This is a genomic window from Cutibacterium avidum ATCC 25577, from assembly GCF_000227295.1.
Classification (GTDB): Bacteria; Actinomycetota; Actinomycetes; order Propionibacteriales; family Propionibacteriaceae; genus Cutibacterium; species Cutibacterium avidum.
Genome location: NZ_JH165054.1, coordinates 2,170,215 through 2,186,225, shown reverse-complemented (window position 1 = coordinate 2,186,225; position 16,011 = coordinate 2,170,215). Strand labels below are relative to the sequence as shown.

At 64.3% G+C, this 16,011-nt stretch carries 15 protein-coding genes; 8 read left to right on the top strand and 7 right to left on the bottom strand.

Going from position 1 to position 16,011, the window contains the following annotated elements; genetic code table 11:
* Positions 1-2 precede the first annotated feature (2 nt).
* The gene (locus HMPREF9153_RS09785; protein ID WP_004811657.1) at positions 3-239 is read left to right on the top strand and encodes a hypothetical protein; all 237 of its coding nucleotides are present in this window, start codon (positions 3-5) and stop codon (positions 237-239) included.
* A gap of 117 nt (positions 240-356) precedes the next feature.
* On the opposite strand, the gene HMPREF9153_RS09780 is transcribed toward HMPREF9153_RS09785, so the two are convergent.
* Positions 357-1,520 carry a sensor histidine kinase gene (locus HMPREF9153_RS09780; protein WP_004811656.1) on the bottom strand — a complete coding sequence of 388 codons (1,164 nt, stop codon included), beginning with the start codon at positions 1,518-1,520 and terminating at the stop codon, positions 357-359.
* 48 nt (positions 1,521-1,568) lie between these two features.
* Positions 1,569-1,751, bottom strand: a complete 183-nt coding sequence (locus tag HMPREF9153_RS09775) for a hypothetical protein (RefSeq protein ID WP_036979789.1) — start codon at positions 1,749-1,751, stop codon at positions 1,569-1,571.
* A gap of 229 nt (positions 1,752-1,980) precedes the next feature.
* On the opposite strand from HMPREF9153_RS09775, the gene HMPREF9153_RS09770 reads away from it, so the two are divergent.
* Complete coding sequence (locus HMPREF9153_RS09770) at positions 1,981-2,655, top strand: response regulator (protein WP_004811654.1); 675 nt, start codon at positions 1,981-1,983, stop codon at positions 2,653-2,655.
* Here HMPREF9153_RS09770 and HMPREF9153_RS09765 read toward each other — a convergent pair whose 3' ends face one another.
* Positions 2,656-3,066 carry a Fur family transcriptional regulator gene (locus HMPREF9153_RS09765; protein WP_004811653.1) on the bottom strand — a complete coding sequence of 137 codons (411 nt, stop codon included), beginning with the start codon at positions 3,064-3,066 and terminating at the stop codon, positions 2,656-2,658.
* Between the two features lie 212 nt (positions 3,067-3,278).
* On the opposite strand from HMPREF9153_RS09765, the gene HMPREF9153_RS09760 reads away from it, so the two are divergent.
* The 4 genes from HMPREF9153_RS09760 (at position 3,279) to HMPREF9153_RS09745 (ending at position 8,481) form a co-directional block, all read left to right on the top strand.
* Complete coding sequence (locus HMPREF9153_RS09760) at positions 3,279-4,697, top strand: glycine--tRNA ligase (RefSeq protein WP_004811652.1); 1,419 nt, start codon at positions 3,279-3,281, stop codon at positions 4,695-4,697.
* A 129-nt stretch (positions 4,698-4,826) separates the two neighbouring features.
* Positions 4,827-5,597: a succinate dehydrogenase cytochrome b subunit gene (locus HMPREF9153_RS09755; protein WP_004811651.1), complete on the top strand. Its 771-nt coding sequence runs from the start codon at positions 4,827-4,829 to the stop codon at positions 5,595-5,597.
* Positions 5,594-7,726: a fumarate reductase/succinate dehydrogenase flavoprotein subunit gene (locus HMPREF9153_RS09750; protein WP_004811650.1), complete on the top strand. Its 2,133-nt coding sequence runs from the start codon at positions 5,594-5,596 to the stop codon at positions 7,724-7,726. The genes HMPREF9153_RS09755 and HMPREF9153_RS09750 overlap by 4 nt, the downstream gene beginning before the upstream one ends.
* Positions 7,723-8,481 (top strand): succinate dehydrogenase/fumarate reductase iron-sulfur subunit, encoded by a 759-nt coding sequence (locus tag HMPREF9153_RS09745; RefSeq protein WP_004811649.1) that lies wholly within the window; start codon positions 7,723-7,725, stop codon positions 8,479-8,481. Before HMPREF9153_RS09750 ends, HMPREF9153_RS09745 begins: the two co-directional genes overlap by 4 nt.
* Positions 8,482-8,564: 83 nt before the next feature.
* Here HMPREF9153_RS09745 and nadC read toward each other — a convergent pair whose 3' ends face one another.
* From nadC to nadA, 3 genes are read right to left on the bottom strand one after another with little or no spacing between them, the layout of a single operon-like run.
* Complete coding sequence (gene nadC / locus HMPREF9153_RS09740; RefSeq protein WP_004811648.1) at positions 8,565-9,455, bottom strand: carboxylating nicotinate-nucleotide diphosphorylase; 891 nt, start codon at positions 9,453-9,455, stop codon at positions 8,565-8,567.
* Positions 9,452-11,032 carry an L-aspartate oxidase gene (nadB, locus tag HMPREF9153_RS09735; protein WP_004811647.1) on the bottom strand — a complete coding sequence of 527 codons (1,581 nt, stop codon included), beginning with the start codon at positions 11,030-11,032 and terminating at the stop codon, positions 9,452-9,454. The genes nadC and nadB overlap by 4 nt, the downstream gene beginning before the upstream one ends.
* Positions 11,025-12,032, bottom strand: coding sequence for a quinolinate synthase NadA (gene nadA / locus HMPREF9153_RS09730; protein WP_036979787.1), 1,008 nt, complete (start codon positions 12,030-12,032; stop codon positions 11,025-11,027). The genes nadB and nadA overlap by 8 nt, the downstream gene beginning before the upstream one ends.
* Positions 12,033-12,131: 99 nt before the next feature.
* Here nadA and HMPREF9153_RS09725 point away from each other — a divergent pair, with 99 nt between their 5' ends.
* Positions 12,132-12,884, top strand: coding sequence for an NUDIX hydrolase (locus HMPREF9153_RS09725; RefSeq protein WP_016667444.1), 753 nt, complete (start codon positions 12,132-12,134; stop codon positions 12,882-12,884).
* Positions 12,885-12,944: 60 nt separating this feature from the next.
* On the opposite strand, the gene bluB is transcribed toward HMPREF9153_RS09725, so the two are convergent.
* A complete protein-coding gene (gene bluB, locus HMPREF9153_RS09720; RefSeq protein WP_004811644.1) occupies positions 12,945-14,711 on the bottom strand; it encodes a 5,6-dimethylbenzimidazole synthase in 1,767 nt (588 codons plus the stop codon).
* A gap of 70 nt (positions 14,712-14,781) precedes the next feature.
* Between bluB and dusB the strand changes: the two genes are divergently transcribed.
* Positions 14,782-15,993 carry a tRNA dihydrouridine synthase DusB gene (gene dusB, locus HMPREF9153_RS09715; protein ID WP_174266641.1) on the top strand — a complete coding sequence of 404 codons (1,212 nt, stop codon included), beginning with the start codon at positions 14,782-14,784 and terminating at the stop codon, positions 15,991-15,993.
* The last annotated feature ends 18 nt before the right edge of the window (positions 15,994-16,011 follow it).

Genomic DNA, 16,011 nt, shown 5'->3' with positions numbered 1-16,011 from the left:
ACGTGCCGATCATCCACACCGACACCAGCGGTCCAGTGAAAGCCAATCTGCTCAGCACCCATCCGGTGTGCAAGCAGGACGACTACCGCGCCGTGATCTCCCCGGGATGGGGGGACACCTTCAAGCCCTATGAGGCCTTCGAGACGACCAGCACCACTGACTGGGAGATGCCGCTCACCCAGGCTGGTCGCCTTCCTGACGACCGAACCACGTGGAATGACCAGGACATCAATTCCTAGAAGTGGACCTGGAACGACACGAATAACTATCAGAACGCTGGACTGTTCTGAGCTGTCAGAGATAGCGGGAGGCCGGCGTGATGTCGGCCTCATGTTTGTGTGTTCTTGTACGGAGTATCAGGTTTCGCGAATGGGTTTGGCGCGCGGGATCCGAGCATCGACGATCCACCAACCATTGCGCAGACCAATGGAGATCTCACCACGGAGTAGGGAGACCCGCTCCTTGAGTCGCGCAATACCCATCCCGGTGGAACGGACGGGTTCAATCTGGGATCCGGTAACCGGATTGGAGACGGTGACGACGACGTCATCTCCATCGTCTCTGACAATAATCTTTGCCGTGGTCGGACCATTGTGTTTGATCGCGTTCGCGGTCGACTCGTCGAGGATTCGGTTGACGGCGTCGGAAACACTCACTGGCATCGGTTCGCAATCAACCGACCAGTCGACGTGCCATCCCAAGGTTTCAAGGCGCGTCACCATGGCTGCCACGGTGGCCTCGACGGACTCCTCGTGGGTGGGGGAGGACACCAGCGGAAGATTCTGGTTTCGCAGCACCAGGAGCAGGCGCTGAAGGTCGTCGAGGGCCGTCCGGGAGGTCGTCTCAATGGACTTCGACGCCGTGATGACGTCTTCGTCAGCGGTATTGAGACGAAGGGAACCCGCCAGCATGGTGATGACGGTGAGATCCTTGGCCACGACATCGTGGAGCTCGGCTGCCAACTGTTGGCGCTCTTCCTCGTGGGCATGGGCTGCCTGTTCGAGGGCGTCAGCTGCTTGTTTCTCCGCCTGCTTGCGGCGGTGATCGAGCCAGCGGAATGCAGAGCCGAATCCGACACCGATTCCGCATGCGAGGCCTGCGACCAATAGGATGGAAGCCCATCGTTCTTCGTGAGCAGTCGCTCGGGTCATGACAACAGCGGCTCCGATAATAATCGGAATGAAATGGCGTCTTAGACCGTGTTGGCTGGCGAAGAATGCAAGCACGACCAACAGAGGAATGCTAAATGCGACCTTTTCCGCGGCGACGCTACTGACCAGGCCGACAAGCAGTAGCAATTCCTGTAGTGCAGGACGCTGCCAACACAGCAGAGCCACTGTGGTGAAGACGTAAGTGGCTACCAGCCAGATCATCGTACTGCCGCATCGGTGAGTTACGACAGCCACACGCAGATCGTCCGCACCGGAAAACACCAGTACAGTGATGACGGTAACCGTGATACCAAAGGTTCGACTGCTCCCTTTGGGAATGAGGCGGCGTCCAGACGCACCACTATTCATTTGATGCGTTTCCCCATGGGCCAGACGGCCTATATATTGGGTATGGGATCAGTCACACCAATTAGGATAGATGGCGCACAAGCCTTCTATAATTCCCTTGACTTGTGCCTTTGGCTGTGTATTGACGGCGTTCTGAACAGGGGTGGACTCGGCGGAGGCCTGAGCGGGGGCTGCCATCGAGAAGGAGCTAACTGCCAAGGCAGCCACGATGCCGGTGATGATTTTCTTCATGGGCACAATGTATCCCTTCGGAGGGGTCATCTACAACGGGATGCAGAGAGTCGCGCGGATGTCACTGACACGTGCAGCGACATGCTGTGCGCATGGGCCGGTTGGCCGCGCACATGGCCGGCAATGTGGCCTGACGGTGATCATTTGTTCGTCAATGGCGCTGGGTCGAACCCGCTGTCATGAGGACTGCTCAGACATGCGAGGATGGTAACCAGCGTAAGGAGGTGCGATGTCAGTTCGACTCGTCGTCACTGACGATCATCCGATCATGAGGCAGGCCCTCGCGGGCTATTTCTCCCGCGTCGAGGAGATGGAGGTCGTCGGTCAGGCCTCCAACGGTCGTGAAGCCGTCGAGCTCGTTGACCAGCTGTTGCCCGACGTCGTCCTCATGGACCTCAAGATGCCTGAGATGGACGGTCTGACGGCCACCCGAATGATCGTCTCCCGCCATCCTTCTGTTCGCGTCGTCGCCCTGACCACCTTCGCCCGCCGGGACATCGTCGTCGAGGCCATCCTTGCCGGTGCCGCCGGGTATCTCCTCAAGGAGTCCGAGCCCGAAGCCGTCATCGCTGGGGTACGCGCCGTCATGGTCGGTCAGGTGACCGTTTCACCAGAGATCGCCCGAGGGGTTGTCGAGACCTTCTCGGCCCAGGTTGGGGGTAAGGCAACACCTCGTCAGGTCGACATGAACCCGGTGGAACTCTCTAACGCCGACGACGACGTCCTCAAGCTTCTCGCTGAGGGGCTGTCGAACGCTGTCATCGCGGAAGAACTGTGCCTCAGTGAGTCTGCCGTCAAACAGCGTATTGGTCATCTGGCGAAGAAACTGGGAGTGCGAAGCCGTCTCGAGGTGCTGGTGCGAGCCTGCGAGCTGGGTCTCGTCACCCCGCGGCTGCGCCGCTGATTAGGAATTGTCGCGCTTTGTCGAGCATTCCGAGCAGATCCCGAACAACTCCAATTCGTGTCCGGTCTCGCTGAACCCGTGCTTGGCAGCGATGTCGCGCGCCCAGTCCTCCAGGATTTTCTCCGGGCCAATCTCGACAGCCTTGCCGCAATTACGGCACACCAGATGGTGGTGGTGAGCTGAGGAACAGCGTCGGTAGGTCATCTCGCCATCCTCGGAGCGGATGGCATCGAGCTCGCCGTCCTCGGCCATCGTCTGCAAGTTCCGGTAGACCGTGGCCAGACCGACCTGGTCCCCCCGTTCCCTCAGTTGGTCGTGGACCTGCTGGGCAGTGAGGAAGAACGACTCGTCGTCAAACAGAGCACGAATGGCAAGGCGCTGTTTGGTCGTACGCCGCCGATTCTCCACCATGATCACCTCACTGCTGGGCGTGGAATTGCCTCAAATGTACCCCAGCGTCTTGTGGATGACCCCGGGCGCACCATCTCGGACGGCTCCGAGGCGGGGTTGGTGGTGATTGCTGCCGCGTGGTTACCGGTAGGCTGGTCAATGGCCTCGCTGCCTGGACATGTAGATCCGTCGGTGGCGCTGCCCGCGTGGACACCATCCGGGTGTCCACTCCAATGAGGACTTGGAAGAAAGGGACGGCTGTGGCCTCCACCAGCACACTCGACAACGTCATCAACCTTTGCAAGCGTCGCGGATTCGTGTTCCCCTGCGGCGAGATTTACGGCGGCACCCGCGCAGCCTGGGATTACGGCCCATTCGGCGTCGAGCTCAAGGAGAACATCAAGAGGCAGTGGTGGCGTTACATGGTCACCTGTCGTGACGACGTCGTCGGCCTTGACTCGTCGGTCGTCCTGCCCCGCGATGTGTGGGTCGCGTCCGGCCACGTCGGCGTCTTCAATGACCCGTTGACCGAGTGCCTCTCCTGCCACAAGCGCATGCGCGCCGACCACCTTCAAGAAGGCCACGCCGCCAAGCACGGGATCGACGATCCGGACTCCGTCCCTCTGGAGGAGATCAACTGTCCCAATTGTGGCAACAAGGGCCAGTGGACCGAGCCCCGTGACTTCAACATGATGCTCAAGACTTACCTCGGCCCGGTCGAGGACGAGTCTGGTCTGCACTACCTGCGTCCCGAGACCGCCCAGGGTATCTTCGTGAACTTCCAGAACGTGCTCACCAGCGCTCGTAAGAAGCCGCCGTTCGGCATTGCTCAGACCGGTAAGTCCTTCCGCAACGAGATCACCCCCGGGAACTTCATCTTCCGCACCCGTGAGTTTGAGCAGATGGAGATGGAGTTCTTCGTCGAGCCCGGCACCGACGAGGAGTGGCACCAGTACTGGATTGACAACCGCACTGCCTGGTACACCGACCTCGGTATCAACCCGGACAATCTGCGTCACTACGAGCACCCCAAGGAGAAGCTCTCCCACTACTCGAAGCGTACCGTCGACATCGAGTACAAGTTCGGGTTCGTCGGTTCCGACTGGGGCGAGCTCGAGGGCATCGCCAATCGCACCGATTTCGACCTGGGTACCCATTCGAAGCATTCTGGCAAGGACCTGTCCTACTACGACCAGGCCAACAACAAGCGTTATCTGCCTTATGTTATTGAGCCGGCGGCTGGTCTTACGCGTTCGCTCATGGCGTTCATGGTTGACGCGTACACCGAGGATGAGGCTCCGAATGCCAAGGGTGGGGTTGATAAGCGTACTGTCCTGAAGCTGGATTCGCGTCTTTCGCCGGTCAAGGCTGCTGTGCTGCCGCTCAGCCGTAACTCTGATTTGTCTCCGAAGGCTCGTGATCTGGCGGCTCGCCTGCGTCAGCGGTGGAACGTTGACTTCGACGATGCTCAGGCCATTGGTAAGCGTTACCGTCGTCAGGATGAGATTGGTACTCCGTTCTGTGTCACTGTGGACTTTGACAGTCTTGACGACAATGCTGTGACGGTGCGGGACCGTGACACCATGGCTCAGGAACGCATTGCCATCGACAAGGTCGAGGAGTTCCTCGCCGGGAGGTTGCTCGGCTGCTGATCCTCTGGTCAGACCAATCCGACTGACAGTGGGGCCGGGGTATCCATCTCAGGTATCCCGGCCCCGGTGCGTCTTAGGAAAACGTCGTCCTTTAAGCTGTTCGGACAGCAGTGAAAGGGTGATGACTCCATGAGCGTGCCTGACGTTCGAGAGCGACGTGAACTTGAGCGCGGGGGGGATGCCGTGGCCATTCGTGCGCGCAGCGCAGCGCGTCCCTCCAACGTCACACTGAAATTGATCATGGCCATCACGGGGACGATCTTCGCGTTGTTCGTCTTCGTGCACATGGTCGGAAACCTCAAGGCCTTCATGGGCGCAGACGACTACAACGCCTACGCGGAGTTTCTCCGCACGGTCCTGTACCCACTGTTCCCCATAGGTGGGGTGCTGTGGTGCTTCCGGATCGTGCTGCTCGTCTGTCTGGTCCTGCATGTGTGGGCCGGTCTGACGATCTGGGCAAGGGGTCGACGAGCCCGCGGAAAGTTTTCCCGGCACAACATGAAGGCGTTGGGATGGGGGGCCCGCACGATGGTGCTGTCGGGCATCGTCATCTTGGCCTTCGTCGTGGTGCACATCCTTGACCTGACCTTGGGTAAGGGTGTCGCGTCCGCGTCCTTCCAGGGGCCGGTCAACGAGGGAACTCCTGACATCCAGATCACCGCGTACCAGAACCTCATCGCCAGTCTGTCGCGGCCGTGGATGGCGATCTTCTACACCGTCGTCATGATCATCATCGGGTTGCACATCTGCCAAGGCGTGCGCAACACCATCAATGACTTCGGCGGAACCGGCCGTCGTCTCCGCGCCGTCTGGACGGTGATTGGCCTGCTCATCGCACTGGCCATCGTGGTGTGCAACGGCGCACTTCCCATGCTCATTCTCGCCGGGGTGATCTCATGAAAAACGTCATTGGTGCCATCATCAAGCCTCTTGAGAAGATTGCCGGACGTCACGGTGAGGTGACTGTCGACGAGCCGGCCAAGGAACTTGTCAAGCCCGAGCAACCTCAGCCACGTCAGGCTGAGGTGAGCGTGCCGAGACGAGCAGCCCGCAAGGGTTCCAAGGCCCGCGACAACCTTGGGCCGGCTCAGAAGAAGGCCGGATACCTCGTAGGGGACGAGCTTGACGGCAAGGCCCCCGAGGGGGACCCGCTGACCGCGTGGACCCGTCGTCAGAGCGAGTACAAGCTGGTCAACCCCGCCAACCGACGCAAGATGAACGTCATCGTGGTGGGAACTGGACTGTCCGGTTCCGGCGTCGCCGCGACCCTGGGGCAGCTCGGCTACCACGTCGACTCCTTCTGCTTCCACGACTCGCCGCGTCGGGCCCACTCGGTGGCCGCTCAGGGCGGTATCAACGCCGCTCGGTCCCGCAAGGTTGACGGCGACTCCCTCAAGAGGTTCGTCAAGGACACCGTCAAGGGAGGCGACTACCGAGGCCGTGAGGCCGATGTCGTTCGACTCGGCACCGAGTCTGTACAGGTCATCGACCACATGTATGCCATCGGCGCTCCGTTCGCCCGCGAGTACGGCGGTCAGTTGGCCACCCGATCCTTCGGCGGCGTGCAGGTCTCTCGCACCTACTACACCCGTGGTGAGACTGGTCAGCAGCTCGAGGTTGCCTGTTCCCAGGCCTTGCAGGCCCAGATCGACGCCGGATCGGTGACGATGCACAACCGAACCGAGATGCTCGACCTCATCGTCGCCGACGGCAAGGCTCAGGGCATCGTCACTCGTGACCTGCTCACCGGTGAGGTCAGGGCTTGGACGGCTCACGTCGTCATCCTGTGCACCGGCGGATACGGGTCGGTCTACCACTGGTCGACCCTGGCCAAGGGATCCAACGCCACCGCGACCTGGCGGGCCCACCGTCAAGGTGCCTACTTCGCCAGCCCTTGTTTCGTGCAGTTCCACCCGACCGCCCTGCCGGTCAGTTCGTACTGGCAGTCCAAGACGACCCTCATGAGTGAGTCGTTGCGCAATGACGGCCGGATCTGGGTGCCGAGGAAGGCCGGTGACGACCGTCCTGCCAACGACATCCCGGAGGAGGAGCGTGACTACTACCTGGAGCGCAAGTACCCGGCCTTCGGCAACCTGACGCCTCGTGACGTCGCCTCCCGCAACGCCAGGACTCAGATCGACAGCGGCCACGGTGTGGGCCCGCTCAAGAACTCGGTGTACCTGGACTTCCGGGATGCCATCCAGCGTCTGGGCAAGAAGACCATTGCGGAGCGTTACGGAAACCTCTTCGACATGTACCTCGATGCCACCGGGGAGAACCCCTACGAGGTGCCGATGCGTATCGCCCCGGGAGCCCACTTCACAATGGGTGGCCTGTGGGTCGATTACGACCAGATGAGCACCATCCCGGGTCTGTTCGTCGGTGGTGAGGCCTCGAACAACTACCACGGCGCCAACCGGCTGGGAGCCAACTCCCTGCTGTCGGCCAGCGTCGACGGGTGGTTCACCCTGCCCCTGACGGTGCCGAACTACCTGGCCGGATTCGTCGGGAAGCCAGTATTGCCGCTGGATGCTCCCGAGGTCACCGCGGCCATCGAGAGGGTCCGGAAGCGTACCGACGCCCTGCTCAATTGTGGGGGGACCCACCGTCCGGAGTGGTTCCATCGCAAGCTGGGCGACATCCTCTACGAGCACTGCGGGGTCTCGCGTGACGAGTCGGGCCTCCTCGAGGGTCTGTCCAAGGTGCGTGAGCTGCGTGAGGAGTTCTGGCGCGACGTCAGAGTCGTCGGAAGTGGTGACCGACTCAACCAGGAACTGGAGAAGGCTGGCCGGGTCGCCGACTTCATCGAACTCGGCGAGGTCATGATCCTCGACGCCCTGGACCGCCGGGAATCGGCTGGTGCGCACTTCCGCACCGAATACGCCACCGAAGCTGGCGAGGCCAAACGTAATGACGACGACTGGTGCGCGGTCTCGGCGTGGGAGACACGGCCCGACGGCACCCAGGTTCGCCACAGCGAGCCGCTGACGTTCTCGTTGATCGATCTGCAGGTGAGGGATTACCGATGAGGGTGACATTGGATATTTGGCGTCAGGACGGCCCGAAGGCCAAGGGACGTTTCGAACGCCACGTCGTGGAGGACGCCGAGCCGGAGTGGAGCATCCTCGAGTTGCTCGACCGGCTCAACGACCAGATCGTCGAGAATGACGGTGACCCGATCGTCTTCGAGTCCGACTGCCGCGAGGGAGTGTGTGGCTGCTGCGGATTCGTCGTCAACGGCAAGCCGCACGGGCCGCTGCCGAACACCCCGGCGTGCCGTCAGCACCTCAGGGCCTTCCCCGAGATCACCCACTTCAAGATCGAACCCTTCCGCTCGGCGGCCTTCCCGGTCATCCGTGACCTGGCCATCGATCGCTCGAGCCTGGACCGCCTGGTGCAGGCCGGCGGAACCGTCGACGTCATGACGGGAACCGCTCCCGACGCCGACTCGGTGCCCCAGCCGCACAAGGAGGCCGAGCAGGCCCTTGACTTCGCATCCTGCATCGGATGCGGAGCCTGCGTGGCTGCCTGCCCGAACGGTGCTGCCATGCTTTTCGCCGGCGCGAAACTCTCGCACCTGGCGATGATGCCGCAGGGTCGTCAGGAGCGCTCGAAGCGAGCGCGTCGCATGGTCAATGCCCTCGACGAGAATTTCGGCCCCTGTTCCCTCTACGGGGAATGCGTCGAGGCCTGCCCGGTGAGCATCCCGTTGGTTGCCGTCGCCCGGGTCAATCGGGAGCGCTGGCGTGCCGGGTTCCGTGGGGCGCGCAGCAAGGACAACTGATTGGAAAGGTCAGCTGAGACGACGAGAGGGCTGGTACCCGTCACGGGTACCAGCCCTCTCGCGTGATGTGTACGGGATCCGGCTCAGTCGAAGTCCAGACCCAGGTCGAGCACCGGGGCGGAATGGGTGATGACACCCACCGCTATGTAGTCGACCCCGGTCGCGGCCACATCCTTGGCTCGGTCGAGTGTCAGGCCACCAGAGGCCTCGGTGATGACACCGCGGGGCCGACAGATGCTGACTGACTCCGTCATGAGGGAGTCGTCCATGTTGTCGAGCAGAATCGTCGTCACACCTGCCTCGACGGCCTCGCGCACCTGGTCGACGGTGTCACACTCCACCTCGCAGACGATATCGGGCTGGTGGGATCGCACCGCTTCGACAGCGGCCGTCAGAGACCCGGCCGCGGCGATGTGGTTGTCCTTGACGAGGGCAGCATCCGACAGTCCCATGCGATGGTTGAGCCCACCTCCGCAGCGCACCGCGTACTTGTCGAGGTCACGCAGACCGGGGACGGTCTTACGGGTGTCGCGGACCTTGGTGTCGGTGCTCGCCAGGGCATCAACCCACTGGGAGGTGGCCGTCGCCACTCCGGAGAGATGATTGGCCAGGTTGAGCATGGTGCGCTCTGCCACCAGCAGGGTGCGCAGCGGCCCCGAGACGGTCGCGACGGCGTCGCCGGGGGAGACCCGGGTGCCGTCGTCGTGGTGGGTGGTGAACTCGACATTGGTTCCGGTGCGGTTGGCGAGGACGTGCAGCACGGCAGCGGCGACTGGAACCCCGGCCAGGCAGCCGTTCTGACGAGCTCTGATGTCGGCTCGGCCGGCGGCCCCACCGAAGATCGACTCGGTGGTGACGTCAGTGCCGCCGCGCAGGTCCTCGTCCAGACAGGCCTCGATGGTTCTGACGACGAGGTCGGGATCGAGCCCGCGTTCGGAGATGGTGCGGACCAGATCGTGCGGCAGTGCGGTCATGCGATGCTCCTCTCCTGGCTGCGCGTGATGACCGTCGGACGTCCACCGACGAGGCGCAGGTCAGTGTGCAGCTGGAAGGACGGGTTCTGACCCGGATGATCGCTGCGGCGATGAGCTCCCCGGGACTCCGTGCGCCACAGGGCCGCGATCGCCAGGGTTGTCGCGACCAGAGCGGCATTGGTCGCGGTGAGGGTGGCGTCTTCGAGACCCTCGGTGGGAGTCATCCGGTGCAGGTCTCGGAGGGCTCGCTGCAGACCGGTGGCATTGCGACTGATGAAGACGTCGCGGTCCATGATGGCCTGCACGGACTCCAGATGCTCGCCCGGTAGCCAGCGACGATGGCGCAGCTGCTCAGGGACGTGGGACGTCGGGGAGAGCGGGCCAGTGGGACTGGTGGAGCGGCGTCCGCTGCGCTCGCCAGCGATGAGGGCCTCGGTCAAGGAATTCGAGGCCAGACGATTGGCCCCGTGAACTCCTGTGCAGGCAGCCTCGCCGACGGTCAGCAGGCCGGGGACCGAGGTGCGTCCATCCATGCCGGCGGCGATGCCACCGCAGTGGTAATGAGCTCCTGGAGCGACCGGGATCGGCTCGGTACAGGGGTCGATGCCGTGTTCTCGACAGCTGGTCAGGATCGTCGGGAAGCGATGCCGCCACATGTCCTCGCCGAACCCGGTCGCGTCGAGGAGTACGTGGTCAGATCCGGTGGCGATCATGGCCTCGTGCTCGGCGGCGGAGACGATGTCGCGGGGTGCGAGGTCGGCGAGCGGGTGGACTCCGGTCATGATGCGACGACCGTTGACGTCCAGGAGGACGGCACCCTCGCCGCGCACCGCCTCCGAGATGAGGGGAGATCGGCCCTCGTTCCCGGGGAGGAAGAGAACGGTGGGGTGGAATTGCATGAACTCGGGGTTGCGGATCGTCAGTCCGGCGCGCAGGGCTGCCGCCATCCCGTCACCGGTACACACCGAGGGGTTGGAGGTGGTCGACCACAGCGCTCCGATGCCCCCGGTCGCCAGTACGACGCAACGCGCCGGAATCATCACCGCATTTCCGTCAGACAGAGCCGTCACACCGCACACATCCCCATTCGGACCGATGATGAGGTCGATGAGACGGGTACCCGTCAGGACGGTGATCCCGGTTCCCTCCAACTGAGCGCTGAGGCACTGATGGACCTCGTGTCCGGATCGGTCGCATTCGGCATGGAGAACTCGACGGGCATGGTGGCCCCCTTCGAGGTGGAGATCCGGCTCGCCATCGGCCCCGGTGTCGAAGTGAGCTCCGAGGCCCATGAGATGACGCAGGGCTCCCGGGGCGTGGTGGACCAGGTCGTCGACGTTGTCGCGGTGGCACAGCCCAGCACCTGCCGCGAGGGTGTCGTCGAGATGGAGGGAGAAGGAGTCATCCTTGCCCCAGACCGCAGCCAGACCACCCTGCGCCAGATCGGTGGAGGAGTCGTCTATCCCCTCGCGGGTCATGATCGTCACGGAGCGCCCGATCTCGGCAGCGGCCAGAGCGCAGGACAGGCCCGCGGCTCCGCTGCCGACGACGAGAACGTCGCATTGATGCTCAGGCATGAGCCGACTCCTTGACGGGGGTGGCCGTCCCGCCGATGGCGATCATGCGCTCAACGGCTCTGCGAGCCTTCTCGGCCAGGGCGGGATCGACGGTGACGGCCTCGGCCCCGGTCTCCAGGCAGCGCAGCAGTTTCTCCGGAGTGATCATCTTCATGAAGGGGCAGACGGCATCCGGGTTGACCGCGGTGAAGGTGGTGCCGGAATTGGCCTGACGCAGCTGGTGGAGCATGCCGGTCTCGGTGGCGACCAGGACGTGGCTGTTGCGGGTGGCGCGGGCGGCATCGAGCATTCCGCCGGTCGACAACACGTGGGTACGGTCCTGGGGAAGGTCGCCATTGCTGGTCAGCCACAGGGCGCTGGTCGTGCAGCCGCACTCGGGGTGGATGTAGAGGTCGGCCTCGGGATTGGCCTTGACCTGGTCACACAGCTCGGTGGGGGAGATGTCGGCGTGCACGTGGCACTCGCCCATCCAGACGTGGATGTTGTGGCGTCCGGTCCTGCGGCGCACATGGGCACCGAGGAACTGGTCAGGACCGAAGAGGATTTCCTGGTCGGCAGGTAGGGAGTTGACGACGTCGACGGCATTGGAGCTGGTGCAGCAGATGTCGGACTCGGCCTTCACCTCGGCGGTGGTGTTGACGTAGGTGACGACGGCAGCGTCGGGATGCTCGGCCTTCCAGGCCCGCAGCTGTTCGACGGTGAGGGAGTCGGCCAGGGAGCAGCCGGCCTGGGCGTCAGGGATGAGGACGGTCCTGTCGGGGCACAGCAGGGCAGCGGTCTCGGCCATGAAGTGGACTCCGGCCAGCACGATGGTGCTTGCCGAGCTCTTGGCGGCCAGGCGCGCGAGGGCCAGGGAGTCGCCGACGTGGTCAGCCACGTCCTGGATCTCGGGGGCCTGGTAGTTGTGGGCGAGGATGATCGCGTCGCGCTCCTTTGCGAGGCGACGGACAGTGTCGGCCCAGGTCGAGGAAACTCGGGTAGTGGCGCAGTCGGTGGTCACGGGAACGACTCCTTTCAGGTAATCGACGTCTAGTCTAGAACTACTCGTCTCAGAGGCGAAAATGGGATCGTCGGGGCACCCGGATAAGCTGATCCCGTGATGACAACGGCTCACGGTGACGCCGGAGATCCCGCCCCGCGTCCGACCTATCGAGACCAGAGCGGGGTGGCGAAGTATCGTCACGAGGTGCTGGTCGTCGTCGTCAGGGTCGCGGGTGCTGATCTCGAGGTGGTGGTCAAGGATCGTGCTCGCGAACCGTTCACCGGGATGCCTGCTCTGCCCGGTGGACCACTCGAGGTCTGTGAGACCATGGAGCAGGCCGTCGTCCGCCACCTCAAGGGTCTGTTGGACGTCTCACTGTTGGGCCACCACGAGCAGTTGTCCACACGCTCCGAGCCGGGACGTGACCCCTTCGAGAGGACGGTCGCGACGACATACCTCGGTCTGGTGGCCCCCGACGTCGAGGCTGGCGGGGGAGCGCGCTGGCTGCCGGTGCGGGAGTCCGTACCGATGGCCTTCGACCACGCGCAGGCCGTCGAGGAAGCCGTCGTCAGACTGCGTGGCAAGGTCTCCTACACCAACATCGCCCATGCCCTTGCGCCTGCAGAGTTCACCCTGGCCCAGTTGCGCGACATCTATTGCGCTTGTCTGGGCCATGACGTCGACGTCACGAACCTCTCGCGAGTGCTGCGTCGTCGTGGCCAGATCGTCAAGACCGGTCACCTGGAGGAGTCGGGGGAAAGAGGAGGCCGGCCACCGGCCACCTGGACCTTCACCCGACACGACTACGAGGTCACCGATCCCTTCGCCGTGCTGCGTCCGGCGTCACGGGACAACCTCACGGGACAATGAGTCCTGAGGCCTGACTGAACCCTTGCGACCCAGTGGCTCAACCAGACGCCTCAGCTGAGTTCAACGCGTGCGCGCGGCCGTCCGTCGCACTTGAAGACCAGTGAGGATCATCTGGGCTCCAAGACATGCGCCGACACCCTCACCGGCTCGCATCCGCAATTCCATGAGGGGTTCCACCCCAAGCTCGGCCAGCACGGCTTGGTGAGCGTGCTCCCGGGACGCGTGGGAGGCGACGAGCCAGCCGTGGAGACCTGGCGAGAGTTTGGTGGCGATGAGGGCTGCGACGCTGGTGGCCAGCCCGTCCAAGACGACGGGGGACCCGGCCTGGGCGGCCCCTAGACACACTCCGGCGAGGACGACGAACTCCGGTCCGCCGAGGGATGCCAGGAGATGCTCGGGGTCGTTGGGGCCGGCCTGGGTGCGGGCCAGCGCAGCTGTGATGACATCAGCCTTGCGCTCAACCATGGCGGTGTCGCTGCTGGCTCCTAGGCCGACGGCCTTCGTGGGATCCAGACCGGTGAGGGCGCAGGCCAGAGCCGTGGCAACGGTGGTGTTCCCGACACCGATCTCTCCCAGACACACCAGGCCGGCCTCGGCAGCCTCCTTGCCCAGGGCACGACCATCGCGCAGCAGGGCCTCGACCTGGGCTGGGGCCATGGCGTCGGTATGCAGAAGATCACCGCGTTCCCCGGGAACGCGCATGGAGCGAGCGCCCTCCACTGGCTGGGTGACCCCGGCGTCAACAACGAGATGGGAGAGCTCGGCGGCCGTGGCCGTCGACACGCCGAGCCCCGTTCCGGCAACCGAGGCAGCCATGACGTCATGGGTCACCGTGGGGTCGAAGGCCGTCACCTCCAGGTCGGCGACCGGGTGGTCCGCCCCGACGAGGACGAGGGTGCCGCCGGTGATCTCAGTTCCGCCTGCGGCCTCGACGCGGTCCAGGGTCTGGTCGAGCAGGCCGAGAGATCCAGGCGGGGTGAGGAGCTGGTCGGCATCGTCGTGGGCCGCCACCACCCGATGGCGGTCAGGTGAGTGCAGGGTCTCCCGAAGAGCAGAGACGGGGGCCTCGGGCTGATCGTCGTCGGGCCAGCGATCGGCCAGGGTGACGTCGGCCAACGGGAGCCGACGGGACCAGCCGCGTCGCTCGAGTCCCGGGGCCGGGGGACGTTCGTCAGGCCATCCCAGGCACAACCAACCGAGGGTCTCCACCCCCTCGGGCAGGTGAAGCAGGGCGGCGAGTTCCTCTGGCTGGAAGAGGGTCACCCATCCCATTCCGAGTCCGTGGGCGCGGGCAGCCAGCCACATGTTCTCCACGGCGCAGGCACAACTCCACATGTCGGCGTCGGTGAAGGTGTTGCGTCCCAGCACCCCCGACGCCGGGGTGCGACGATCGCAGGCCACGACGACGCCGACCGGGGCCTCACGGATCCCCTCGAGCTGGAGATCGAGGAGCCGGGCGCGACGATCCGGGGTCAGCAAGTCGGCCTGACGCAGTCGCTCCCGGTCGGCCATGACGGCGGCACGATCGCGGGTGTCGGCGTCACGCACCACGATGAACCGCCACGGCTGGCTGTGACCGACGCTGGGGGCGCGGTGGCCAGCCCACAGGACGGTATTGACGAGGTCTTCGGGGACGTCGTCGTTGCGGTAACGACGGATGTCACGGCGGGCGTCGATGGCGGTGTCGAGCCCCTGCTGCACCTGGTCACCCAGGGACCACCCAGCGGGATCAGCGGCGCGAGTGGCCGAGGAGGTGGTGTCGCCGATCCGGGGGATCGGGCGGGCCCAACGCTCGCTGGTGGATGCGGTCTCATCAGGGGTGCTCACAGCACGAGGGTAGTGGGAAGCCCGTCGCGGCTCGTCGCCGGGATGGTGTGGCGAGGCCGTTTGCGGCGGCTTGTGGTGCCACGGGGCGGGCACGACGGTTTCGGTCGAGCCGGTGTGCCACGTCTACCATGGGCGAGTGCCTTCCAACCCTCTGACCTTGACCGCGCCTTCTGGCGGCACCGTTTCGGTGGACACTCCGGTGGTGTTGGCACCGATGGCCGGTGTCACCAATGCCGCTTTCCGTCAGCTGTGTGCCGAGCAGGGAGCAGGGCTCTACGTCTGCGAGATGATCACCTCTCGCGGCCTGGTCCATGGTGACCACAAGACCCACGACATGCTCGCCTTCGCTGACTGCGAGGACGTCCGTTCCGTGCAGCTCTACGGGGTCGACCCCGGAATGGTCGGTGAGGCCACGTCGATCCTGTGCGAGAAGTACGGGGTCAACCATGTCGATCTCAACTTCGGCTGCCCGGTACCGAAGGTCACTCGCAAAGGCGGCGGGGGAGTCCTGCCCTGGAAGCTCGACCGGTTCGCCGCGGTCGTCTCCGCTGCCGTCCAGGCCGGCGACACCCACGGAGTTCCCGTCACCGTCAAGACCCGTATCGGCATCGACCCCGACCACATCACCTACCTCGACTCTGCCCGCGTCGCCGTCGACTCCGGGGCGGCTGCGGTGTGCCTGCACGCTCGCACCGTCGCCGAGGCCTATGCCGGGCACTCCCACTGGGAGGCCATCGGCGACCTCGTCGAGACCGTCGACGTCCCGGTCATCGGAAACGGCGACATCTGGGAGCCCAGAGACGCCATGGCGATGGTCGAGCAGACCGGATGCGCTGGCGTGGAGGTCGGACGCGGTTGCCTGGGCCGTCCCTGGCTCTTCCGCGACCTGGCAGACGCCTTCGCCGGTCGCGACACGACCACCCTGCCGGCCCTGGGTGAGGTCTGTACGATGATCCGACGTCACGCCGAGTTGCTCGTGAGGTATCAGGGTATCCATGGCCTGGTTGACATGCGAAAGCACATGGCCTGGTACCTCAAGGGTTTTCCAGTGGGTGGGGAGACCCGTCACGCCTTGGGGCAGATCTCCAGCTTCGAGGAACTCGACGCACTGCTGGCCACCCTCGACCACGATGCGCCCTTTCCCGTCAAGGAACTCGGTAAGGCACGTGGCCGCCAGGGCACCCCGCGTCGCAAGGTCGTCATGCCCCACGGTTGGCTGGACTCGCGCACCCTCGACGACGACGATCTGTCAGCCGCCGAGATTGACGCTTCCGGGGGCTGATTCCATCCGGGTCTGGTC

Bases quoted from the DNA above. Each gene is read 5' to 3' on its own strand.
- HMPREF9153_RS09770 (WP_004811654.1), top strand. From the start codon at position 1,981: ATGTCAGTTCGACTCGTCGTCACTGACGATCATCCGATCATGAGGCAG.
- HMPREF9153_RS09745 (WP_004811649.1), top strand. From the start codon at position 7,723: ATGAGGGTGACATTGGATATTTGGCGTCAGGACGGCCCGAAGGCCAAG.
- HMPREF9153_RS09775 (WP_036979789.1), bottom strand. From the start codon at position 1,751: ATGAAGAAAATCATCACCGGCATCGTGGCTGCCTTGGCAGTTAGCTCC.
- HMPREF9153_RS09750 (WP_004811650.1), top strand. From the start codon at position 5,594: ATGAAAAACGTCATTGGTGCCATCATCAAGCCTCTTGAGAAGATTGCC.
- HMPREF9153_RS09725 (WP_016667444.1), top strand. From the start codon at position 12,132: ATGACAACGGCTCACGGTGACGCCGGAGATCCCGCCCCGCGTCCGACC.
- nadB (WP_004811647.1), bottom strand. From the start codon at position 11,032: ATGCCTGAGCATCAATGCGACGTTCTCGTCGTCGGCAGCGGAGCCGCG.
- HMPREF9153_RS09780 (WP_004811656.1), bottom strand. From the start codon at position 1,520: ATGAATAGTGGTGCGTCTGGACGCCGCCTCATTCCCAAAGGGAGCAGT.
- HMPREF9153_RS09760 (WP_004811652.1), top strand. From the start codon at position 3,279: ATGAGGACTTGGAAGAAAGGGACGGCTGTGGCCTCCACCAGCACACTC.
- HMPREF9153_RS09755 (WP_004811651.1), top strand. From the start codon at position 4,827: ATGAGCGTGCCTGACGTTCGAGAGCGACGTGAACTTGAGCGCGGGGGG.
- HMPREF9153_RS09765 (WP_004811653.1), bottom strand. From the start codon at position 3,066: ATGGTGGAGAATCGGCGGCGTACGACCAAACAGCGCCTTGCCATTCGT.
- nadC (WP_004811648.1), bottom strand. From the start codon at position 9,455: ATGACCGCACTGCCGCACGATCTGGTCCGCACCATCTCCGAACGCGGG.